Genomic DNA, 17,598 nt, shown 5'->3' on the forward strand with positions numbered 1-17,598 from the left:
AGACCTGAGCCATGTGGCACATATACGGTCACGAATGGGCAATTGAACAACTGCGGAGTAATATCCGCACTCAGCGTGTCGCCCACGCCTACCTCTTTACCGGCCCGTCAGGGATCGGTAAATCGTTGCTGGCCCTTCGGATGGCCCAGGCATTGCTGTGCGAGCAACAAACCGGTGATCCCTGCCTGCAATGTCGAACCTGTCGTCGAATCGAACGCGAGAGTCATCCTGATGTCCGTGTTGCCAGTATGGCAACCCAGGCCTCCGCCGCCAAGGCCGAGGAAGCCGCCCGCCAGAAAGAATTGAAAATTGCAACTATCCGCGAGTGGCAACGTGATCTGGCTCTGCGTCCGTATGAGGCATCACGGCGAATTTTGATCCTCCACGATGCTGAACGGCTGAGCGAGGAGGCGGCTAATGCGATGTTGAAGACCCTGGAGGAGCCACCCGACTACGCCACCCTCTTGCTGGTAGCCCACAGCAACGACCTCCTGCCAACGATTGTCTCGCGCTGTCGGGTCTTGCGTTTACGCCCATTACCACGTGATCAGATCGCAGCCGCCTTGCGTGCCCGCGGTGCGTCGCCGGAGCAGGCCGATACGCTGGCAGCCTGGAGCAATGGCCGGATCGGGTGGGCGATCAACTTGCTGAACGATCCGGCTGCCCAAGCGACCCGCCGTGAGCGATTAGACGTATTCATTGGATTACACGAGGCCGATATGGCCGCTGCGCTGCAATGGGCTGAACAACGAGCCAAAGAGTACCGGTCCGGCGATCAGGCAACAGTGCTGGAATGGCTTGATCTATGGCAAAGCTGGTGGCGCGATATTCTGTTCGTCGGCGCCAACTGTGCTGAAGCGGTGACGAACATTGACCGGCGCGCAACATTGACCCGACTGGCACAGCAGATACCACCGGCAGCAGCGTTTGCCTTCTTGCAACAAATTATCACAGTGAGTCAACAGTTGCACGAGAATGTGAATCCACAACTGGCTATCGAGCATCTGGTCTTGCATTTCCCCCGCTCTGGCTCATGGAGGAATGTGACATGAACTCAACATCGATTTTCGATCTCCACGCTGCGGTTATTGACGATTATCGTCAGTTTGTCGAGTCATTCATCCATATCGCCGATGATCGGATCCGTGCAGCAGTTGAGCGGACGATTGCTGATCAGCGGCTATGGCCAGAGCCATTAGTGCAGGTAAGTCCGGCATACGCTGCGGCGCCTACTGTTGATGAGCTGGCACAAGATGGAATCATTCAGCCAGAGACGGCGCACTTCTTTCGCACGCCAACGAACCAACCATTTCGTCTCTATCAGCATCAGTATGACGCACTTCAATGCGCGCAGCGACGGAAGAGCTTTGTCGTTACCAGTGGTACCGGTTCCGGTAAAAGTACATGTTATTTCTTACCCATTATCGATAATCTGTTGCGCCATCGCGACACAGTCAATGGTGTGCAGGCGCTGATTATTTATCCAATGAACGCGCTGGTGAATTCGCAAGAGCAGGCATTACAACAGCTTGCAAACCAGTACCGTGAACAGTACGGTTACGAGTTCCCGATCCGATTTGCGCGCTATACCGGCGAAACCAGTGAAGATCAGCGCGACCAGTTGCGTCGCAATCCACCTCACATATTGTTGACGAACTTCGTAATGGCTGAACTGATGATGGTGCGGCCTGATGACCAGTTTCTGATCGGCGGTGCAGTGCAGGCGTTACGTTTTCTGGTGTTCGATGAGTTGCATACCTACCGCGGCCGCCAGGGGGCTGACGTGGCGATGTTGATCCGACGCATAAAGCAACAACGGTATGCGGCAAAGGACATTCTGCACATCGGCACCTCGGCTACTATGGTCGCTGGTGCGAACACCTCGGCGACTGATCGACGGCGCGTCGTAGCCGACTTTGCGTCACGTTTCTTCGCACACTCGTTCGAGGCCGATCAAGTGATCGAAGAGACCCTCAAACCGCTAACGATTGGGGGACCACCGACAGACACTGAACTTCGAGCAGCATGGGAAACTCCGCTGCCGCCGGCCACTGATAGTACAAGCTGGGATGTGTTGCAGCGCCATCCACTGGCACGCTGGATCGAATTCGCGCTTGGCGTACAGACCGACACCGATGGCCGCCTGGTGCGCCGATCACCGCGCACGCTCAGCGAAGCCGCGCAAGAACTGGCCGATCAGGTTGGTCGAACACCAGAGGAGTGCCGGCAGAAGATTCAACAGATGCTGGAATACGGTAGCACTATCAATCGTCCTGGCGGCGGAAAGGCATTCGCGTTTAAGTTACACCAGTTCATCTCGCAGAGCAACCGGGTGTATGCCACGCTTGAAGACCGCCAGACCCGCGAAATATCACTCGATGGTCTGATCCGTACCAGCAATCAGCGACTGTACCTGCCCCTTGTCTTTTGTCGTCATTGTGGTCAGGAGTACTATGACGTTCTCGTTTACAACCGTGATGTGCTGCCCAACCTGAACGAGCAGATGCTCGTCAACGGTATCGACGATAACGATAACGATGACAACCAGCAACGTGGTTATCTGATGCTGCCCCTGGAATCGGACGACTGGAGTGATGAAAAGATCCCTGACGAGTGGTACGACGCGAAAGGCCGCATTGAAAAAAACTGGCGCGCACGTATCCCTAGACAGGTGTGGGTGTCGCCAGATGGTCGATTCAGCGAACAGCCATTCTCTGCAGGGCAACGCATGTGGTTTCAGCCACGCCCCTTCACGATCTGTCTGCGCTGTGAAAAATGGTACCAGGGCAAAACCAGTGAGTACGCGAAACTCAGCTCCCTCTCCAGTGAGAACGTGTCGAGTGCGACTTCCATCCTCGCCATCTCGCTTTTACGGCGTGCCGCCGATGCTGGCGATAGCAACACCGTATACGACCGCCTGCTCTCGTTTGTCGATAATCGCCAGGATGCCGCATTACAAGCTGGTCACTTCAACGATCTCGTCCATATTGCGGTGATTCGAGCCGCTCTGGTTGAAGCCCTGCGCACACACCACGAGCTACGCGACAGCAATGTCGCCAGGGAGGTAGTGAAGTCCAGCGGTCTTACCTTGCGAGATATTGCCAGAAGCACAGAATTGCGCGAAGGTACCCCAATGGCGCGGCGAGTCTGGCAAACGTTCACCGATCTGATTGAATACTGGCTCTACGAAGACCTCCAACGCGGCTGGCGGAGTATTGTCCAGCCTAATCTTGAACAACTTGGTCTGCTTCGCATCGAATACGAGGGGCTGCACGAGTTCTGTACTGATGAGAAGGTGTGGCAGGGATCGCTACAGCGTATTCCGCCAGAACGACGGGCAAACATTGTGCGTTACCTGCTCGATACGATGCGTCAGCGACGAGCAATCGATACGCGCTGTCTGCAAGGAGATTACCAGCGCGAATTGCGTAAACGAGTCACGAGCGATCTGAACGAGTTCTGGGGGTTTGATACCGAGGATGGGAACGATTTTCAGGCGGCGACGTATGCACAAATCCGTGGGACATCGAATAAGCCGGTGAATGGTATCTCTCTGAACTGGAAGAGCGCATTTGCCCGGCAATTACGCAAGGTTATGCGGCTTGATCAGGATACGTATGAAGCCATCATTCGCGAGCTGCTCGAACAACTGATCGCTTACGGCATGGTTACCCGTCTCTCACCCATTGACGATCATCAGCGCTTTCAACTCAACGCTGCCTGTTTGTGCTGGCGACCAGGAACAGACGGATCGGAAAGCACCGGCGTGAACGGTGTCGCTGACCTGCTCGATAGTAACCGACATCCCCGCCGACCAAATTCCTTCTTCCGAAATTTCTACCTGCAAAAGGCCGAAGCAATTGCGGCATTGGAAGCCCGTGAACACACTGCACAGGTAGTAGCCCAGGGCGAGCGTGAACGGCGGGAAAAGCGCTTTCGCTGGACAAAAGCCGATCAGAACGATCCGACACTGAACCGGCGTTTACCGTTCCTGGTCTGTTCACCAACCATGGAACTAGGCATTGACATTGCCGAACTTTCGCTGGTTCATCTGCGGAACGTTCCGCCGACACCGGCCAACTACGCCCAACGCAGTGGTCGTGCGGGTCGTCAGGGGCAACCAGGATTGATCATCACGTACTGCCGGGCCAATCGGCCACACGATCAATACTTCTTCCGCAATCGGAAAGAGATGGTGGCCGGGAGTGTGCAGGCGCTGCGCATTGACCTGACCGGTGAAGCACTGGTGCGTGCCCACCTCCATGCGATATGGCTCGCCGCAGTACGTCTGCCACTCGGTAACTCGATTGGGAACATCATCGATCTCAATCACCCTGATCTACCGCTCAACCCGAATGCTCTGCACCAGATACAGCTTTCACCGGCCAGTTTGCGTGAGGTGCGTGAACAGGTAGTTGCTGCACTCTTAAGCGAAGATTTGCGACGTGATGCACCGTGGTACAATGAGCGTTGGCTCGAGGAGGCGCTTGCCGAAGCGCCAAGACGATTTGATGAGGCTTTTAATCGCTGGCGTGAACTGTACCGAATCGCCCTCCGCCAATTAGCAGATGCAAGTGCGCTCATCAACAGTAACGACAAAGATAATCAGGAACGCGGAAAACGTCTACAAAACGAAGCATTGCGTCAGCGCAACTTGCTCTTGCAGACCGATGTTGCCAGCGAGGAGAGTGACTTCTACCCATACCGCTATCTGGCTAGCGAAGGCTTTCTCCCCGGCTACAACTTTCCGGCTCTGCCGGTGCGGGCATGGATTCAACGCGGTGAGGGTGAGTTTATTCCCCGTCCGCGTGTTTTGGGATTACGCGAATTTGCACCCGGTAACTACATTTACCACGAGGGAGCAAAATGGGAAGTAACCGGCTTTCGCGCCACCTCCGCTAGCCTGCACGACCGTCGGATGGATCGGAAGCTCTGCTATACCTGTGGTGCGTTTACTACACTCGAGCACGATTTGTGTCCGGTTTGCCAGACCCGCTTCGATGGCAGTAACAGTTATCTGGCCCCACTCCTCGAAATGCCAAATGTAACCACCCGTCGTCGAGAGCGGATCACTTCCGATGAGGAAGAACGGCGTCGCCGTGGGTTCAAACTCATCACCACATTCCAATTTGCTCCACAAGCAACGCGGCAGCTTAAGGCGCAAATCGTCAATGGAAATACACCGCTGATCGATATGATCTACGCTCCTGCGGCAACCGTTCTCACGATTAACAAGGGGTGGTTGTTTGCTCGAGAGCAGGGCTTTCTCGTCAATCTGAACAATGGTGCGGTCATCGGCGAAAAGGAAAAACCCCAATCCATCGAAGCGGAGGGTCCGCCATACACCGAGCCGGTAGGAACAAGAGTGTTCCTCTACGCTCAGGAGACCAAAAACATTCTCTTAATACGGTTCCGCGTCCCAGAGTGGCGTCATAGTTCTAAGTTCTGGACAAGCCTGAAATATGCGTTACTGTTCGGATTGGTCGAGGCATTCCAGCTTGACACCAACGAGATTACCACTGAAGTCGTAGGGTGTGATGATTGGCTCTCACTCATGTTTATTGAAGAGAGTGAAGGTGGTGTTGGCGTGTTAAGGAGGTTGATAGAAGAACCAGACGCATTTCAGCGTATGGTGCAGGCTGCTCTCGATCTCTGCCATTTCACGACCGAAGGTCTAGACACGAAACCCGAATGCACCGCAGCTTGCTACGACTGTTTACTCAGTTTCTCGAACCAACGCGAAATCTTAGATATTGACCGTCATCACATTCGTGACGCTTTGCTCCAGTTACATCACGCCCAGCTTCAGCAAGACTACAACCGGCGCACGTATGATGAACAAGTTTCCTTCTTGCTGGCCCAGATCGATCCCAAATCCGAGCTTGAGCGGCGATTTCTGAAAACGTTGCAGGCATTGCATGCGCAACTCCCCGATAGTGCGCAAAAGCGGATTGACGACGTACATTGTGTCGTTGACTTTTTCTACGATCCAAATATCTGCGTGTTCTGTGACGGTAGTGTTCACGATGAACCACACCAGCGTGCGCGTGATGAGCAGGTGCGACGTGAACTCCGTGCGCATGGGTATCGAGTCATCGTTATCCGCTACGACCGTAATCTGGAAGAACAGATTCGGTCATACCCTGATGTGTTTAAGGTGTGAGAGCATAACAGATGCACATTTCAGATGTGCCCTTTCGTGGCACGTTACAAGCGGATACCAGATGGAATCGTATGCAACCCCTGCTGAGTGTACGTGAATTGAATATAACCCTTGCCACCAAACCAATCCTGAGCGGGATCACCTTTGATCTGCAGGCCGGTGACATCCTAGGGGTGGTTGGTTTGCGCAGTGCGGGGAAATCGGTGCTCTTGCAGGTGCTGGCCGGTATCCATCCACCCATTAGCGGTGACGTGCAGATTGAGGGTATTACGCTGGAATGGCGAGCGCAAACAGCGCAACGGCTCGGCATTGAGTTCGTGCCCCAAACCCCGCCCCTGGTTGAACTTATGCCGGTACTTAATAATATCTTTCTGGGGCGTGAATATGGACGCAGACGACTCGATCATGCAGCGATGGCAACAATTGCGTATCAGTGGCTGGAACGATTTGGATTGCCGCGCAGTCTTGCCCACCAACGCACCGGTGATCTGAACGAAGAAGAAAGACAACTGGTTGCACTTATTCGCGCATTCGTGCGTCCGTTCCGTATTCTGATCCTCGATGAATCGTTCTCGGCACTGAGTTTCGCCCGCCAGCAGGTTGTCTTGCAGTATCTACGTGAACGGGCCGCAACCGGCGTTGGCATCATTCTCAGCAGCGACGATCTCAACCTGATCTTCAGCATTACCAACCGACTGCTGGTCTTGTACCAGGGTCGGCAGGCCGCCTTACGTACAACCGCCAACACCACACCACGCGAAGTTGTCGAGCTAATGGTCGGTTCAGTTCGTCAGGAGCGCGTCACACCCCTGATTTGGGCCTTTGAGAATTACTATCAGGCCCAACAACAAGCCGAATCGCTTCGTCAGCGCCAACAACAACTGCAACACAACCTGGCCGAGCAAGACTCACTCAATCGTGAGTTGGTACGGCAATTACAAACCCAAATGACTGCGCTTGATCAACTTAATCGAGCATTGCAAGAAGCCAATCACCGGCTCATCGTCGAACGCGAAGCCGAACGTAAAGCGTTGGCACGCGAGCTGCACGATCAGGTCATTCAAGACTTGCTGAGCTTCAACTATCAACTCGAACATGTTGAAGAAGAACTTGAACAACCGACCGTTCTGGCCGAGTTGCAGAACATCCGGCACGGTATTCGTGAAGTTGTAGCGATGTTGCGTCAGATATGCAGCGATCTACGCCCCCCGACACTCGACAGTCATGGCCTGGCTGCCGCACTACGTTCTCTGGTAAGTCAGTGGAGTGAACAAACCGGTATTCATGTTGAGCTGAACCTGGTTGAACCGCTGGATCGCTGGTCAGAGACCATCGAACTCACTGTCTTTCGCATCGTGCAAGAGGGATTGAACAATGTACGCAAACATGCCCGTGCCAGCCAGGTATTCCTGGAGGTACGTCGTACCTCAGCTGCAGGGATCATGGTTCGGCTGGCCGACAACGGACGTGGAATGGAGACACCGCCTGATCTGCGCAGTTTGTCAGAACAGCGACACTTTGGTCTGATCAGCATCAGTGAACGGGTTTCACTACTGCGCGGTACGCTCCAGATCGGCCCTTCAAGCTGGGGCGGGTTAGAACTTCAGGTAGAGATTCCTAACCCGGCGCCCTTTCCAACCACCGAAGGGATCGGCATCAACTAGAGCGCTTTGTGCTTACGCTGGATGGCATCCTCGACGACCTGACGAACTGCAGCGGCATCGAGGTCTTTCTTATCAAGGAAGGCCAGGGCGCCAGATTCCAACCCTAAACGACGGAATTCGCGATCTGGGTATGCACTGATCAGCACAACTCGCGCACCAGGCTGAAGGGTCTTGATCCGACGCAAACATTGAATTCCGTCACCATCGTTTAGAATGACATCAATAAAAATCAGATCGGGCGTTATCTGTTGCAGTAATTGCACCGCCTGGTGACAGTCCTCGGCGTCGTACAGCCAGGCATCGATACAGGCTTTCGCAATCATCCGCTTGAGTTGCACGCGATACCGTTCGTTATCGTCGATGACCAAAACTGTCAGAGGTGCTGTACCAGTCGCTGATGGTTCATGATGCTGGACAACGTCGTAGCCTGTCTCGGCAAGAAGTTCGGGATGCTGAAGTGCAAACTGATAAGCTTCAAGCCGACTGCTCACGTTAATCGCACGGTAGAGTGCGGTTAGATGATTCTCAACTGTCTTCACGCTGAGACCCATCTCCTGGGCCATGCGCCGATTGTCATACCCCTGCACGATCAGTCGCAAGAGTTCACGTTGACGGCGGGTCAGGGCCATCTGCGGTGAACGGGTAAGCTGTGGGGTGGCCTGAATGAGACGGCTCAGCAACGGGCCGGATATCCAGTTACCGCCAGCGATAATCCGTTGAACTGCCAGTTGCAAGTCACTGAGCGGCTGATCTTTCAGGTGGTAACCATTGACACCGGCTGCTAGCAGGCCGACAACGTAAGACTGATCATCGTAGGCACTGACCACCAGAATCTTCATTGCCGGATAGGTAGTACGAATACGGCGAATGGTGGCAATGGGATCGAAGTCCGGCATCGCTACATCAACAACCAGCAGGTCGGGTTGATGTTGAGCCAGAACGGCCAGCAGTTGTGGGCCATTCGCTGCCTCGCCAACCACCTCGCATTCGGGCACACTGGTCAGTGCACTGCGTAAGCCGGCGCGCACCACGGCATGATCATCGGCCAGTACTACGCGAGTCGTTCCCATCGCCAGGTCCTCACCATGATTGATGCACGCTTCACTGCGCCACATGTTGCATCACGATGAGGAGTATTATCGCTGAAAAAGGAATGTAAAGCAAGGAGGGGCGACCTGCGATAGGATTTTCAGGGTCTTCACCCTACTCGGCAGAGGTGAGGAAAGGGGTAAACGGAAGAGGCCGGTTCCCGACCTGTCCACAGCTCATACGAAAACCTGCAACTTCTCGTTCCAACAACGTTTGCGGTCAACCTCTGTTGTCTCGCCGATCGCGCCCGTCAATGCACTGCAAGGGGTGGGTGTAGAACCCACCCCTTGTAAGCGGGAGGCTTAGGGAGTGACGCTCGCGGGGAATCTGGAGGGGTTGTGTCGACTTCGATTTCATCCCTGCCCGCAGGCGGCTGGGAACGCCGCCTCTACGTGCTACCTCCTGCCCGCAGGCGGCTGGGAACGCCGCCTCTACGTGCTACCTCCTGCCCGCAGGCGGCTTGAAAAGCCGCCTCTACGTGCTACCTCCTGCCCGCAGGCGGCTTGAAAAGCCGCCTCTACGTTCTCCACACTCCCAGCGGGCGGCTTGAAAAGCCGCCTCTACGTTCTCCACACTTCCAGCGGGCGGCTTGAAAAGCCGCCTCTACGTTCTCCACACTTCCAGCGGGCGGCTTGAAAAGCCGCCTCTACGTGCTACCTCCTGCCCGCAGGCGGCTGGGAACGCCGCCTCTACGTGCTACCTCCTGCCCGCGGGCGGCTTGGAAAGCCGCCCAATCGTTCTACACACTTCCCGCGGGCGGCTTAGAAAGCCGCCTCTACGTGCTACCTCCTGCCCGCAGGTGGCTTGGAACGCCGCCCCGTCGTTCTACACACTTCCAGCGGGCGGCTTGGAACGCCGCCTCTACGTTCTATCTCCTGCCCGCAGGCAGCTTGGCAAGCCGCCTCGTCGTTCTATCCTGCCCGCAGGCGGCTTAGAAAGCCGCCTCTACGTCTATCTCCTGCCCGCAGGTGGCTTGGAACGCCGCCCCGTCGTTCTACACACTTCCAGCGGGCGGCTTGAAAAGCCGCCTCTACGTGCTACCTCCTGCCCGCAGGTGGCTTGGAACGCCGCCCCGTCGTTCTACACACTTCCAGCGGGCGGCTTGGAAAGCCGCCTCTACGTTCTATCTCCTGCCCGCAGGCAGCTTGGCAAGCCGCTCGCAAGCGGGAGGCTAAGGGAGTGACGCTCGCGGGGTAGCCTGGAGGGTTGTGTCGACTCCACCTGCGCACCACTGCGATGACGTCTCCCGCCGATAGGTCTACCAGACTTACCCTGCCCGACCACGCCGACGGGTTGTCACATCAAAGATCACGGCTGCGACCAGCACTAGGCCGCGCACAATGTATTGATACGCAATATCGATACCCATCAGGTTCATGCCACTGGTCAACGATACATAGACCAACGCACCGATGATCGAGCCAATAACATTCCCGACGCCACCGGCTGCTGATACTCCCCCGATATAGGCCGCAGCAATTGCATCAAGCTCAAACAGCGTACCGGCAGTCGTCGTTGCCGAGCGTAGACGCGAAGCAAACAACACCCCCGACAACGCCGAGAGCATTCCCATCGAGGCAAAGACGATATAGGTAATCCGCTTGACACTGATCCCGCTCAACTCGGCGGCTTCGGGGTTACCGCCAACCGCATAAATATGCCGACCAAGGACAGTCTGCGTCGTGACGAAATGATAGATTGCGACAACGACCAGCACAATGACCATCGTCCACGAAAGACCATTGTAACCGGCCATGATCCACGCCAGGAGACCAATAAGGGTCGAAATGAAGACCAGTTTGAGTACAAACATATCGAGGGGTAAGACCTCGAAATTGTACGACAGCTTCTTGCTGCGGGTACGTACTTCGCTCAAAACGTAGGCAACAATTGCCACCAGACCAAGCAATAAGGTGAGGGTATGGTAGCCAGGTACCAGACTGAACGGGACATCGGGAATGAAGCCATTGCCAATCGCGTTGAACGTTTCGTCTTCGATGATAATCGTTCCGGTACCGGCGGTAACCAGTTGTAATGCACCACGGTAAATTAACCAGCCGGCCAGCGAAGCAACAAACGATGGTATTTTCAACTCTGCCACCGGCAAAGCGGTCAGTAAACCGGCAAGCATGCCCATCACCATGACCATCGGCACTACAACAATGGTTGGTAATTCCCAAAAACGCAGAGCAATTGCTGCCACTGCACCGAGAAAACCGGCTAGAAAGCCAACCGAGAGGTCAATATGGCGGATCACGATCACCAGCGTCATACCTACCGCTAACACCGCGATATAGCCGGTCTGGTTGATTAAATTACTCAGATTACGAGATGAGATAAAGATACCATTAGTCGTGATCGAAAAAATGATCATAATGACGAACAAGGCAATAAACATGCCGTATTGTCGGATGTTTTGTCCCAATACTCTTTGTAGATTGCTCAGAAACGTTGTCTGTTTGACCTGTGCTCTGGTCGTCATGGTACCTCTCCTGCTATGTTCGGTGGCGATATTTCATCTGATATATCAGTCGGTAACTTGTACAGCATTAATAATCAACGGCCAGCGCCATAATCTTTTCCTGAGTTGCCTCGGCAATCGGTAATTCACCCTTGATCCGACCCCCAGAGACGACGTAGACCCGATCACTCATACCAAGAACTTCTGGCAATTCTGAAGAGATCATGATGATGCTCATGCCATCTTCGACCAGCCGATTCATCAACTGGTAGATTTCATACTTCGCTCCTACGTCAATACCACGGGTTGGTTCATCGAGGATAAGGACATCAGGCTGCACAAAGAGCCACTTGCCGAGACACACCTTTTGCTGATTACCACCACTGAGATTCCCGACCGGCTGTTCGATGGTGGGGGTCTTGATATTCAGTGACTGACGATATTGCTCGGCGATTTGAATTTCGGCATTCCGGTCGATTACCCCGTTGTTCGCTAGTGCTCTTAGGTTAGCCAGGGTAAGATTTTGGCGCACGTCTTGAATCAGGATCAGACCCTTGGTCTTGCGATCCTCAGACACATAGGCCATTCCGGCAGCAATGGCTTCACGCGGATGGTGGAAGGTGCGTTTGCGACCTTTGAGCCATAGTTCGCCACTGATGTGATACCCCGGTGCATTCCCAAACAGGCTGAGAGCCAGTTCAGTCCGACCGGCGCCCATCAGTCCAGCCAGACCAACGATCTCGCCACGACGGACGCGCAGATTCACATCACGCAACAAATAACGTCCGGCCTCCGGTGAATAGACTGTCCAGTTGCGTAACTCAAGCACGACATCGTCACTGACCCGGTGACTGCGTGGTGGATAGATATTGGTAATTTCACGTCCGACCATATTCCGAATCAGTGCCTGTTCGTTAACCTCACCGTTATGGGCGTCAAGTGTGCAAACCGTCTTACCATCACGGAGCACCGTAACTGTGTCTGCTACCGACAGCACCTCTTTGAGTTTATGTGAGATAAGAATGCATGTAACACCCTGATCGCGGAGTTCACGCAGTAAGTTCAACAGATTCTCACTATCATCCTCATTAAGTGCTGCTGTAGGTTCATCGAGAATGAGAATCTTTACTTCACGACTCAATGCCTTGGCAATTTCAACCAATTGCTGGATGCCAACCCCCAGATCACGAATTTTAGTTGCCGGATTCACAGCTAAACGCACTTTGCGCAGTACCTCGTTAGCCTGGCGGATGGTTTCATTCCAATCGATAATACCATTCCGACAGATTTCATGACCGAGAAAGATATTTTCGTAGATTGTCATTTCTGGAACAAGCGCCAGTTCTTGATAAATGATGCCAATGCCAACCCGCTCGCTATCAGCGATGCCAAAGAAACGCTGCGACTGACCATTTATCAAAATCTCGCCACTGTACGACCCGTATGGATAGACACCGCTCAAGATTTTCATCAACGTTGATTTACCGGCGCCATTTTCGCCCACCAGACAATGAATTTCGCCCCGTTTGACACTGAAAGTAACGTTATCAAGCGCACGCACACCGGGGAATTCTTTGGTAATCTGGCGCATTTCCAGAATCGGGGTTTCCATGCTACACCGCCTTATACTTTTGTACTGGATGTATAGTCTTTGTATCGCCTGTGCTGGTACGCTTGAGCGACTGGAATTGTCTCTCAACAATTCCAGTCGCCTACCAGAAGAGGCTATGATCAGGGCAGATTGGTGAAGTCGCTAGCGTTATAGTAACCCGAGTCGATCAATGCAGCACGCACATTCTCACGTGTCACCGTCACAACTGGCGATTGGATAGCGGGCACGTCCTTCTTCCCGTTGTTGTAGGAACCACGCGCTTCAGGCTGCTTATTTTCGAGCAGAGCAACCGCAGCCTTGATCGCATCTTTCACCAGTGTCCGCACATCCTTAAACACGGTCATCGACTGGCGGCCATCGATGATATACTGCACCGAAGCCTTCTCAGCGTCCTGGCCGGTCACAAAATACTGGGTGACATCTTTATCTGCGGCAAAGGCATCGGCAATCGCCCGTGCCGTACCGTCATTTGGGGCAAGGATATAGACCTTGCCTTTATCGGCGGCAGTAACAGCGGTCAGGTTAGCTTCGGCCAGATTCTTCGCCGTGTTGAAATCCCAGTTCGTCGTGACCTGACCGATAATCTTTGCCATCTCATCACGGGTCAGATTGAGCTTATTCTGCAAGGCAACCGCCTCACTGGAGTTCTTGATCACAAAGGTACCGTCAGCAATCTTGGGCTGCAGAACCTTCCATGCCCCCTCGAAGAAGAGGAAAGCGTTGTTGTCAGAGGCAGCACCGGCGTAGAGGTAGAGCGGATTGCCACTGCCACTAGCGTGATCGACCAGGTACTGCGCCTGTTGGGCACCTACCGCAATGCTATCGAAGGTCACATAATAATCAACCGCGTCAGTCTCGCGGATCAAGCGGTCATACGAGATGACCTTTACGCCAGCAGCGCGTGCAGCCTCGGCCGCAGCAGCAGCGGCGGTACCATCGTGTGGGCAGATGATCAGTACCTTGATACCCTTAGAAATCAGCGCCTCAACATTCTCCTTTTCCTTCGCCGATGAACCCTGGCTGAAGAGAATTTCAACCTGGTAACCAGCCTGCTGGAGCGCCTCTCGGAAACGGGTTTCGTCTTGAATCCAGCGGGGTTCATCTTTAGTCGGGAGGACAATACCAACCGCAAGTTTTTGGCTCGATCCACCGGTACTACCACCACTGCTTCCACCGGTATTACCGGTATTGCTGCCGCCACAGGCAGTCAGTAGGAACACAAAGGCTGTCAACAAAGACAGCATGAGCCACAGAGTCTTCTTTGACATCACATTCCTCCTTGAGGTAAAAAGGCAACACAACAGAGCAATGCACTAAACCACAAACAGCGTTTCTTTGCCGGTAGATACACCTCCTTGTGTCGATTGCAGGACAGCATTCAGATGGTGCTATTGAAGCACGATCCATACGACTTGCCTAGCAGCCTACCCCTGAAATCCGTTGGGGAGTTACCCCTAAGAGGAAATTAGGGGAAAACCCTTAAGTTGTGAGGCGTGAGAAAAGAGAGCGTCGAGAAGCACGGAGGGCTTCGGCTGGCCTGCTGGCAATGACCTACCGTTCTACCATCAGCTATGGTAGACTAGAAGATGCAACGATATTTCAACCTGTGATCGTCTCACCAATGATCATTGCACGGAGGTGGCATAATGATGCCGCTTGTGCGCACCAAATTACAGCCACCAGAAGCTCTCCCTTTCTTGCTCGCCCGCCCGCGCTTACACGAACGTCTACGACTGGCCCTGCATCGACGACTCGTCTTGATTGCAGCCCCAGCAGGGTATGGTAAGACATCACTCCTGGCCGAATGGCTTGTTGAGGCTCGTAAAGAATGGCCATATATTGCCTGGGTCAGTCTCGATAGTACCGATAATGACATTCGCCGTATGCTTGCGTATCTGCTCGCAGCACTCCATCATCTGCCTGACAAGCGGCGTGATCGATTACAAGCGTTTATCAACGAAGATAGTGAGATCGATGTTGAACAATGGTGTGCGGAATTGCTCAATAATCTGGCCGAAACAGCTAGCCCCACAATCATTGCGCTGGATAATTACCATCTGATCACTGATTCGCACATCCACCACATGATCACATTTCTGGTCGATCATCTTCCACCCCTGTGCCATCTGATCATTCTCAGCCGGAGCGATCCACCCTTCCCGCTAGCACGCTGGCGAGCACGCGGTTATCTGGCCGAATTGCGTAGTTTTGATCTGGCTTTCAATCCAGAAGAGACTGCAACGTTCCTCCTGGAAATAATGGAACTGCCTCTCAATCGCGAACAGATTGTCACCTTGTTAGAGAGCACTGAAGGATGGCCGGCGGGCTTACAACTGGCTGCCCTGGCATTACGTGATCGTATAAATCGGGGAGAAGTGATTGATGATCCTATTCCCAGTAATCGTTACGTGGCAGATTATCTGTTTGAAGATGTCTTCAACCAATTGCCCGCTCATATCCAACAATTCTTGCTCCAAACCTCGATCCTCGACCGATTGTGTGGTGCACTGTGCGATGCTGTACTGGGCGTAAATGATTACGCGGTCGGCGGACAATCGACGCAATCGTACAGTCAGTCAATCCTCGCAGAATTGGAACGAAACAATCTCTTTTTGTTTCCGCTTGATACCGAGCGTATCTGGTACCGGTATCATCGTCTGTTCGCCGATGTCTTACGTGAGCGGTTAGTCGTGGGTTGTTCGCCAGAGCAGGTCGCCACGCTCCATCGTCGCGCAGGCGTCTGGTACGCTGCCCATGGAATGCTCGTTCAGGCAGTTCATCACGCCTTGCAGGCGCATGCCATTGACGACATCGTGGCTATGCTTGAACCAAATGGTCTGGCAATTGTTTCACAGGTTAGTGAGGAGACGCTTCGTCAATGGTTACCTGCTATTCCAGAAGAGGCTTTTGAAGAGCATCCCCGTATAGCACTGTTGCGAGCCTGGCTGGCCACCACCAATTATCAAGCTGAAGAAGCATCCCATTGGATTGCAGTGGCCGAACGTGCGCTAGCAGATGTCGCGAGTGGTACCGCCACACCGATTGGCCTGATTGCGAACTTGCGCGGCGAACTCAATGCTGTGCGCTTGCGACTGGCAATCTTGCAGGACAATATCGCACAGGCGCTCAGCGAGGGCAAGCAAGCCCTAAACTGGTTACACAGCGACTATCAATCGTTACGCATGCGAGTAGCTAACGACCTAGGTTATGTCTACCTTGCTCAGGGCCAACTATCTCAGGCCGAGCAAGCGTTCAAGGAAGCGATGATTAATGGTTTGAATGCTGGCCTGCCCTATGTCTCTGCAATGGCAAGTAGTGATTATGCCTATACCCTTATGCTGCGCGGCGCATTCAGTACGGCCATTCATGCCTGTCGCGATACGCTCGAACAGATCATGCGTCGTTATCGTCATCAAACGGTACCAGGGATTGGATTAGCGTTGCTAGGGCTTACCGAACTCTACCATATCCGCCACGAATTTGCCGGTGCACTGCCAGCACTTGCTGAAGCTGAAAGTTCGATCAAATCAGGGCAGATCACTGGCTATCTCTGTCTCTTGATGGTCATGGCGCGCGTTGCCCGAACGCGGGGCGATCTGACCGGTGCGCTGCGCGTGATCCGTCAGACCCGCTTTCTGGCTCAACAACGTCAGGTTCATTGGGTACTGGCAGTACTGGATGGTCTGGAAGGACAAATCCTGCTCGAACAGGGAGATATAACGGCTGCCAGACAACTACTGACAAAGAGCGTATCGGTAGCGCAAGAATTTTACTACCTGCCGACGGCCATCTTCTACGCACGCGAGCATATCACTCGTGCACAGTATGAATGGCGGCTGGCTCAAGGTACTGCGAATGGTGATGTGCAGGCCCTCCGTGAACTGGCCACTGAACTGAGAGAACTGTCAGGAAGAGCACTCTGGCAGACCCTGTTACCCTTTGATGCAGCACTGCTACGCGGGTTAGCGCTGGCAGCCGCTGGTGAAGATGCCACCGAGCCAATCATGTCTGCCCTCGAACTAGCTGCCGGTGAACGAATCGTGGCACCATTTTCGCAAGCAGGTGAACCACTTCGCCGCATCCTCAGCCAGCTCGCGAATCGTCAACAGCTATCATCGTTTGGTGAATATATTTTCTCGCTGTTTGAAAACGATGACCTATCGTCGATGGTCATCCCCACCTCACCCACATCGAATGACTTATCCGAACCATTGAGTCAGCGTGAAATCGAGGTTCTGCGTCTGATGGCAGAAGGGCGCAGCAACCACGAAATCGCTGCCAAATTGATTATTGCCGTGAGTACCGTGAAATCACATATTAACAACATTTTCAGCAAATTAGGTGTTGCTTCACGCACACAGGCAGTGGCTCGTGGCCGTCGACTTGGCCTTATTCCTTAGCGCATGTTTGCATATTCCTTACCTAAAATGTATCATATTTACCCCCCTTCCACACTTACAAGAGAAGCTGAAGGTGTGGAAGGTTGCTATGTAGTGAGCAGAAACATACTGATGAGCATGATTTGAATAACAGCCTGTCAGCCATTCACTCAGTTAATCCAAGAGCTGGTTTGTCACCGTACTTTCAGAGTGTGGTCGAAACCTGATTA

At 53.6% G+C, this 17,598-nt stretch carries 8 protein-coding genes; 4 read left to right on the top strand and 4 right to left on the bottom strand.

The features are described from left to right. Nucleotides 1–11 precede the first annotated feature (11 nt). From holB to QTO31_RS00975, 3 genes are all read left to right on the top strand, one after another. The gene (gene holB, locus QTO31_RS00965) at nucleotides 12–1,052 is read left to right on the top strand and encodes a DNA polymerase III subunit delta' (protein ID WP_301427811.1); all 1,041 of its coding nucleotides are present in this window, start codon (nucleotides 12–14) and stop codon (nucleotides 1,050–1,052) included. Next, on the top strand, nucleotides 1,049–6,163 hold the full coding sequence (locus QTO31_RS00970; protein WP_301427812.1) for a DEAD/DEAH box helicase: 5,115 nt from the start codon (nucleotides 1,049–1,051) through the stop codon (nucleotides 6,161–6,163). The genes holB and QTO31_RS00970 overlap by 4 nt, the downstream gene beginning before the upstream one ends. Nucleotides 6,164–6,234: 71 nt before the next feature. Then, entirely contained in the window at nucleotides 6,235–7,827 is a 1,593-nt protein-coding gene (locus QTO31_RS00975) for an ATP-binding cassette domain-containing protein (RefSeq protein WP_301427813.1), read from the top strand. Here the strand turns inward: QTO31_RS00975 and QTO31_RS00980 are convergent. The 4 genes from QTO31_RS00980 to QTO31_RS00995 all read right to left on the bottom strand — a co-directional run bounded on the left by QTO31_RS00980 (nucleotide 7,824) and on the right by QTO31_RS00995 (nucleotide 14,257). Continuing rightward, the gene (locus tag QTO31_RS00980) at nucleotides 7,824–8,897 is read right to left on the bottom strand and encodes a response regulator transcription factor (RefSeq protein WP_301427814.1); all 1,074 of its coding nucleotides are present in this window, start codon (nucleotides 8,895–8,897) and stop codon (nucleotides 7,824–7,826) included. The genes QTO31_RS00975 and QTO31_RS00980 overlap by 4 nt on opposite strands. A 1,286-nt stretch (nucleotides 8,898–10,183) precedes the next feature. After that, the gene (locus QTO31_RS00985) at nucleotides 10,184–11,398 is read right to left on the bottom strand and encodes a sugar ABC transporter permease (RefSeq protein ID WP_031459366.1); all 1,215 of its coding nucleotides are present in this window, start codon (nucleotides 11,396–11,398) and stop codon (nucleotides 10,184–10,186) included. 67 nt (nucleotides 11,399–11,465) lie between these two features. Then, nucleotides 11,466–12,989, bottom strand: a complete 1,524-nt coding sequence (locus QTO31_RS00990) for an ATP-binding cassette domain-containing protein (RefSeq protein WP_301427815.1) — start codon at nucleotides 12,987–12,989, stop codon at nucleotides 11,466–11,468. 119 nt (nucleotides 12,990–13,108) lie between these two features. After that, nucleotides 13,109–14,257 carry a sugar ABC transporter substrate-binding protein gene (locus tag QTO31_RS00995; RefSeq protein WP_031459364.1) on the bottom strand — a complete coding sequence of 383 codons (1,149 nt, stop codon included), beginning with the start codon at nucleotides 14,255–14,257 and terminating at the stop codon, nucleotides 13,109–13,111. Between the two features lie 378 nt (nucleotides 14,258–14,635). On the opposite strand from QTO31_RS00995, the gene QTO31_RS01000 reads away from it, so the two are divergent. Further along, on the top strand, nucleotides 14,636–17,389 hold the full coding sequence (locus tag QTO31_RS01000; protein ID WP_301427816.1) for a LuxR C-terminal-related transcriptional regulator: 2,754 nt from the start codon (nucleotides 14,636–14,638) through the stop codon (nucleotides 17,387–17,389). Nucleotides 17,390–17,598: the final 209 nt, after the last annotated feature.

Source organism: Chloroflexus sp. MS-CIW-1 (assembly GCF_030444705.1).
In the GTDB taxonomy this organism is placed as follows: Bacteria; Chloroflexota; Chloroflexia; order Chloroflexales; family Chloroflexaceae; genus Chloroflexus.